Origin of the sequence: Vibrio sp. Vb339 (assembly GCF_902751245.1) — a bacterium.
GTDB classification, from domain to species: domain Bacteria; phylum Pseudomonadota; class Gammaproteobacteria; order Enterobacterales; family Vibrionaceae; genus Vibrio; species Vibrio coralliirubri.
The window spans coordinates 1-6,713 of sequence record NZ_CADDIS010000020.1 but is presented as its reverse complement, the minus strand read 5'-3'; the positions used below and the strand labels follow the sequence as shown (position 1 = coordinate 6,713).

At 43.8% G+C, this 6,713-nt stretch carries 5 protein-coding genes and 2 pseudogenes; 4 read left to right on the top strand and 3 right to left on the bottom strand.

The window, feature by feature from the left end:
- On the top strand, positions 1 to 1,155 hold a 1,155-nt coding region (locus tag HRQ85_RS25950), incomplete at its 5' end, for an Ig-like domain-containing protein (RefSeq protein ID WP_172380975.1).
- Positions 1,156 to 1,299: 144 nt separating this feature from the next.
- Positions 1,300 to 1,482 (top strand): annotated as a pseudogene (locus tag HRQ85_RS26350) (IS6 family transposase); the annotation flags it as partial.
- Between the two features lie 20 nt (positions 1,483 to 1,502).
- Here HRQ85_RS26350 and HRQ85_RS25945 read toward each other — a convergent pair.
- From HRQ85_RS25945 to HRQ85_RS25935, 3 genes are read right to left on the bottom strand one after another with little or no spacing between them, the layout of a single operon-like run.
- On the bottom strand, positions 1,503 to 2,945 hold the full coding sequence (locus tag HRQ85_RS25945; RefSeq protein ID WP_172380974.1) for an NAD-dependent succinate-semialdehyde dehydrogenase: 1,443 nt from the start codon (positions 2,943 to 2,945) through the stop codon (positions 1,503 to 1,505).
- Between the two features lies 1 nt (position 2,946).
- The gene (locus HRQ85_RS25940) at positions 2,947 to 3,930 is read right to left on the bottom strand and encodes a transketolase family protein (RefSeq protein WP_172380973.1); all 984 of its coding nucleotides are present in this window, start codon (positions 3,928 to 3,930) and stop codon (positions 2,947 to 2,949) included.
- 2 nt (positions 3,931 to 3,932) lie between these two features.
- Positions 3,933 to 4,787 carry a transketolase gene (locus HRQ85_RS25935; protein ID WP_172380972.1) on the bottom strand — a complete coding sequence of 285 codons (855 nt, stop codon included), beginning with the start codon at positions 4,785 to 4,787 and terminating at the stop codon, positions 3,933 to 3,935.
- Positions 4,788 to 4,895: 108 nt separating this feature from the next.
- On the opposite strand from HRQ85_RS25935, the gene HRQ85_RS25930 reads away from it, so the two are divergent.
- Positions 4,896 to 5,966: an ABC transporter substrate-binding protein gene (locus HRQ85_RS25930; RefSeq protein ID WP_216655530.1), complete on the top strand. Its 1,071-nt coding sequence runs from the start codon at positions 4,896 to 4,898 to the stop codon at positions 5,964 to 5,966.
- A gap of 20 nt (positions 5,967 to 5,986) precedes the next feature.
- Positions 5,987 to 6,713: pseudogene (locus HRQ85_RS25925) on the top strand (hypothetical protein); the annotation flags it as partial.

The following is a 6,713-nucleotide window of genomic DNA, read 5'->3' as shown; positions in this document are numbered from 1 at the left end:
GGGTACTACTCTGATGGTTCATCTCGTACATTGACGGGATTAAGTGTCAGTGATTGGCATACAAGCGATCTCGATACCGGTTACTTCAATACCCCTGGTATGTTGGTGGGCGGTGATAGTCCTGGCATTGTGGCGGTAACCGTCACGAAGGACGGCATTACCAGTAATACGGTGAGTGTCAATGTGACGGCCGCGGTGATTACAGCCATTCAAGTGATGCCTACAACGGTCAATGTCGCGAGAGGTCAGACTCAACAGCTAACCGCAATAGCCACATACAGTGATAATACATCATCCGACATCTCCAACTCTGCGACGTGGACATCAGACGATATAAACACAGCAACGGTAACATCTACGGGCTTACTATCAGGYGTTGATATAGGCACGATAACCGTAACAGCCACGAAGGGGGGCACTATCAGCAATACGGTGAGTGTCAATGTGACAGCAGCGGTGATTACGGCCATTCAAGTGACCCCTGCAACGGTCAATGTCGCGAAAGGTGGGACCCAACAGTTAACCGCAATGGCCACGTACAGTGATAACTCATCATCCGACATCTCCAACTCTGCGACGTGGACATCAGACGATATAAATACAGCAACGGTGACATCATCTGGTTTATTGTCCGCGGTTGAGGTGGGTAACACGACACTCACGGCCACGAAAGATGGCGTGACCAGTAATACGGTGAATGTGGATGTGTGTGCTGACTTAGCAAGTGCATGTGTTGATATTTTCGATACAGGTAGTGGTAAGCTATTTACCAACTCTCCATCAGTGTCCTACTTAGACAGTATTGGTGGGAGTGCAACAAATGGTATCTATACTGAAAATGGAAGCGCCGGACCAACAGGTGATTTTTATCTATTCACCTGGGATGATGCAAACACACTTTGCATCACCTATAACTCTCAGAAAATTGGTGGACGAACTAACTGGCGCTTAGCAACGTTTAACGAATTAAGAGTGGAGCTGTTTAATGCATACGGCAATATGTTTAATGCGCGAGGTTGGCCGGTTAACGACTTTTACTGGGTAGTAACGCCTGATGGTTCTAGCTATTACCTCGTGAATATCAATCTTGGTGGTATGGATAGCGCTAGACCGAGTAGTAATATATACTACGCATCCTGCGTCTCAGAGCTGTAACGTTTAAGCTTTTTGACTTTAGTTTGAAGTGCCAGAGTTGCCCCTGGCACTTTTTAGGAGCAGGCAAGTGAATATGGTTTTGTCGCAAAGTCTGGTTTTGTAGGTTAATATTTGCCCAATTTCGACTCGACACCCTGAATTATAATGTTTAAAGGCTGCCACTTTCTCTCTGAAGTTATTCTCGAAACCGTCCGTTATTACCTCGCTTACAAACTCAGTTATCGCGAGATTGAAGAGCTCCAGGGAGAGCGCGGTGTGAATGTGGATCATGCAACGATTAATCGTTGGGTTATCAAATTTGCACCTGTCTTAGAACATAAAGCTAGAGCAAAGAGCGACAAAACCGATCAAAATGAGGAGCAGATATACTTTATGTTTTGATATTCTTCCAATCCTTCTCTTCCGCCTTCGCGACCAATTCCGGATTGCTTCACTCCCCCAAAAGGGGCTACAGCGTTTGAAATCATGCCTGTATTTATGCCAACCATACCGGCACTCAATTTCTCAGCAAAATTTAACGCTCTTGCGTGATTTTTGGTGTAGAAGTAGGCAGCTAACCCATATTCTGAGTTATTTGAAAGCGACAGCGCCTCTTCATCTGAACGAAAAGACATCACAGCAACAACTGGACCAAATATTTCTTCATGAGCAATGTCCATGGAGTCATCGATATTTACAAGCAATGTTGGTTCAAAAAAACACGAATCTGTTTGAGTCTGCTGCCCTCCGATGACCACTAACGCACCTTTATCTACCGCATCGTCAACAAGTGCTTTCACTTTGTTAGCCGACTTGATGTCGATTAGAGGCCCCTGCGTCACACTTGAGTCGAGACCGTTTCCAACTTTAATGTGCCTCATCGACTGAACAAGTTGTTCGACAAACGACTCGAACACGCTTTCATGTACGTAGAATCGATTTGCACATACACACGTTTGGCCGCCATTACGAAACTTACTTGTCATAGCACCCGCTACCGCTTGAGTGATATCCGCATCTTCAAATACAACAAATGGCGCACTTCCTCCGAGTTCAAGGGAAAGCTTCTTCATTGTTGACGAACAGTCTGCCATCAGAATCACGCCAACTGATGTAGAGCCAGTAAACGAGAGCTTCTTGACTATGGGATTGCTCGTCATTTCCGCACCTATTTTTGAAGAGACACCGGTTACGACAGAAAAGGCACCTTCGGGAATTCCGGCTTTCTGAGCTAAATCAGCTAAAGCTAGGGCCGTAAGTGGCGTCTCTGAAGCGGGTTTTAAAACCAGAGGGCATCCAGCAGCAAATGCCGCCCCAACTTTGCGGGTTATCATTGCTGCTGGGAAGTTCCACGGGGTAATTGCAGCGCAAACACCGATTGGCTCTTTGGTAACTAAAAGACGTTGATTCGCCACTGGGGTAGGGATCTGCCTCCCATATGAGCGTTTACCTTCCTCTGCAAACCACGTTAGATAGCTGGCTGCATAATCAATTTCGCCAATAGACTCAGAAAACGGCTTACCCTGCTCAGTTGTCATTATCACTGCCAAGTCCATTTTATGCTCGTGTATCAGCGACACCCATTTGTGCAGTAAATCGGCTCTTTGGTGAGAAGTCATAGCTCTTAATTTAGGTACGATGTCATCAGCATATTCAATAGCCAAGCGAGTCTCTTTTTCTCCCAATTTAGGAACCGACCCAACAACCTCCATTGTCGCAGGATTAGTAACAGAGATAGTTTCTTCGCCATCTACCCATTTACCGCCTATATAACACTGGCTCTTCAACAAAGAATTATCTAATAAATTCATACTATTCCCCTAAAAACTTGACTGCGACATCTGCAATGCCTTCGGCATCGAGCTGATAGTGTTTGTATAAGTGAGTAGGTGGACCGATTAGCCCATATTCGTCATAGATTCCATGACGTAACAATTTAACTCCGATACCTTTTGAAGTGATTACCTCGGACACAGCGCTGCCAAGACCTCCGAGAACGTTGTGCTCTTCAACGGTCATTAACTTAGATGAACGCTTTGCTGCATTGATAATCGCATTTTGATCGATTGGCTTTATGGTGTGCATATCGATAACTCCCACCGAGTACCCTTCGTTTTTAAGAATTTCGGCAGCTGATATGGCATGATAGACCTCAATACCACACGCGATGATAGTTAAATCTTCGCCAACCTCATGCTCGATTGCTTTGCCTATTTCAAATTTAATATCTTGTTCACTATAAACGTTGGGCTCTTGGCCACGAGCAAAACGAAAATAAATGGGGTATGGATGCTTAACAGAGGCGCGAATAGCAGCAACAAGTGACACGCCATCAGCGGGATTAATGACTGTAATGTCGGCCATACTTCTAATTATTGCGATGTCTTCCGTCGCATGGTGCGAGGTTCCATAAAATCCCATCGAGATACCACTATGATGACCAATTAGTCTCACCGGTTGGCCACAATAGGCAACATCCATTCGAATCTGTTCACAACAAAGTAATGCTAGAAATGAAGCAAATGTGCCAACAAATGGTGTTAGCCCCGTTGTAGATAAGCCAGCTGCAGCGCTCACCATATTTTGTTCAGAGATCCCGAACTGAATATACTTTTCTGGAAATTTTTCAGCAAACTTAGAAAAATTGTTCGAGTACATTACATCTGCTGTCCCGACAACAATCGGGTATCCTTCTTCTGCTAACGAGATCAAGGCGTCGGACATAGCATTTAAACCTAGTGCCTTAGCTGCTACTTCGCGATATTGCCAACTTTTTTGCTCTTTGGTTCCAGCCATGTTTATTCTCCTCTAATGATTTTATAAGCGTTTTCTTCGTCAACAGAATCTAACCATCCAAGGTGCCATCCTGGTTCCGTTTCCATGTAATCAATACCTTTGCCCTTAATGGTGTGAGCAACCAGACAAACAGGTTTATCTCTGCTCTCGTCATCGCGAATGTCGCGAAGTGTTTGAATCGTTTCTTCCACATTGTGTCCGTCAATTTCATGGACTTCCCAGCCAAAAGATTCCCATCGTTCGCGAACTGAATTGATGTCGATGATATCATCAACTCTTCCATCTAGTTGATAGCCGTTTCGATCAACAATTGCGACTAGACTGCTTAGTCGATAAGTACTTGCGTGCATTGCTGCTTCCCAAATTTGCCCTTCCTGAAGCTCACCATCACCGAGCATCACATAGGTCAAAAAAGATTTTTTGTTGATTCGCGCGCCTTGTGCAATTCCGACGCCAACAGAGAGAGCATGCCCTAAAGAGCCAGAGCTAAAATCTATTCCTGGAACTTTTCGCATATCAGGATGATCACCTAGCGGGTTACCAACTCTCGTGTAACCATCTAGAACTGACTTCTCGATGTATCCCTTCTCGGCGAGAATAGGGTACAGGCCGACCGCCGCATGACCTTTGCCAAATAAAAATCTGTCGCGGTCTTCCCAAGTGGGATCACCTTCCTTAATCGACATGGTGTCGTAGTACAGTGCGGCAAGAAGCTCAGCACAAGAAAAAACTGATGCGTAGTGGCCGACTTTTGCAATTGATATCAACCGAATCGTCTCTTCACGAACAAAGCGAGCCTTATCGCTTATTAACTTTATCGTTTCCTGAGAAACGGCTTTCTTTTGGTTTAATCCCATTTTAGTCACCTTATGCAATAAAAATGTTGACAATATGTTAAGGATATATCATACATCTTACAGTATATACAACAGGATTATTTTATAAAACCGACAAAAGGGAAAGGTATGAGCAATAAATTACTGACCAATATGTCCCAAACTAAAAGCCGCATCGCGACTCTGTTTCTAATTAGTTTGATCTCATTGTCAACATCTTTAATGGCTGCACCACTAACCGTTGTAGGCTTTGGAGGGACGCTTCAGAAAGCACAACGCAACGCGTATTTTATTCCATTTGAAAAGCTAACTGGTGAGAAAGTCGTCGAAGACAGTTATCTCGGAGGTTACGCCAAGCAGAAAGTCATGGTTGAAACAAACAATGTAACTTGGGATGTCGTTCAGATGGACGAAAACGAAATGATTGCGGCATGCGATCAGGGCTTGCTAGAAAAAATTGATACCAAAAAGCTAACTAATTACGCCGAAATTTCAGATGGCGTCACGCCATGCGGTGTTGGCGCTATAGTTTGGTCAATGATGAGCACATATAACCCAAAACAGTATGGAACAAGTGGTCCCAAAAATTGGAAAGAGTTTTGGAATATAAAAAAATGGCCCGGTAAGCGAGGTCTGAGAAAACAAGCAAGACAGACTTTGGAAATAGCTCTCCTTGCTGATGGTGTCATGCCAAAAGACATATACACCGTACTGGGGACAAAAGAGGGACAAGACCGAGCTTTCAAAAAGTTAGATGAAATAAAAGACAACATTGTCTGGTGGGAATCAGGAGCCCAGCCGCTAGATTGGCTCAAATCTGGCATTGTGAGTGCTACAGCGGCATACAACGGGAGAATTTTTGCTGCAAATAATGAAGGTGAAAACTTACCTATGTCATGGTCTGGTCAACTCTACAATATGGGTTACTGGACTATCGTCAAAGGAACAAAAAACAAGCATAAAGCATATGATCTGCTTAACTTCATGAACAAAGCGGAAAATCAAAAAGCATTTGTTGAAAAGATCCCATATGGTGTCATCAACAAACAAGTTAAGTCGATGTTGACTAAATCTACTATCAACCAACTGCCTAATTCGGAACAAAACATTCTAGATGCTGTCCACCTAGATTCATATTTTTGGTTAGACCATGAAGAAGAACTTCAGCAGCGTTTCACCCGCTGGGTGTCACAAGGCTAACTGAGACAGGGAGACAAGACATGAATGACGATAACTTTGACCAAGATAGTTCCATTGATATCTCGACTTTCAATCCTCCTAGCAGCATGAACAAGCATGAGATGGTGACATGGCAGCTATTGTCTCCCTTGTTGATATTTACCGTGTTCTTCTTTGTTGTTCCGATAGCAATGATGCTTCATAAATCGGTTTATAGCCCTGAATTGCAAAGAGCATTGCCTGAATTTAGCACATACATTCAAAGGTGGGATCCAAACTCACGAGAGCTTCCAAATTCGGTCACTGTGTCCATATTCATACAGGAGCTCGCTAACGTTTATGGAAAGGCTGAAATAGGAGAACTTTCGAGACGTCTAAACTATGAACGCAGTGGCTTCAGAAGCCTCATTATGAAGACGGCTCGCCGTTTAGCTTCAGGGGATGCAACCCAAAAACGTACCGGAATTAAGGTATTAGGGTTTATTGACAAGAGATGGTTAGAGCCGACTTACTGGCAATATTTAAAATCAGCATCACGTCCATATACGCCCTTTTATTTGTTGTCTGCGATAGACATGAAGTTAGACAAAAACGGTCACATAACGACTGTAGATGAAGACAAAAAAGTTTACGTCGATATTCTGATGCGCACGATTTCGATTGCTTTCGTCGTAACATTTTTATGTCTTATCTTAGGTTATCCACTAGCGGCACTCATGACGCGCGCTTCTAAACTCATGAAAGCAATATTGTGGGTATCAATAATGC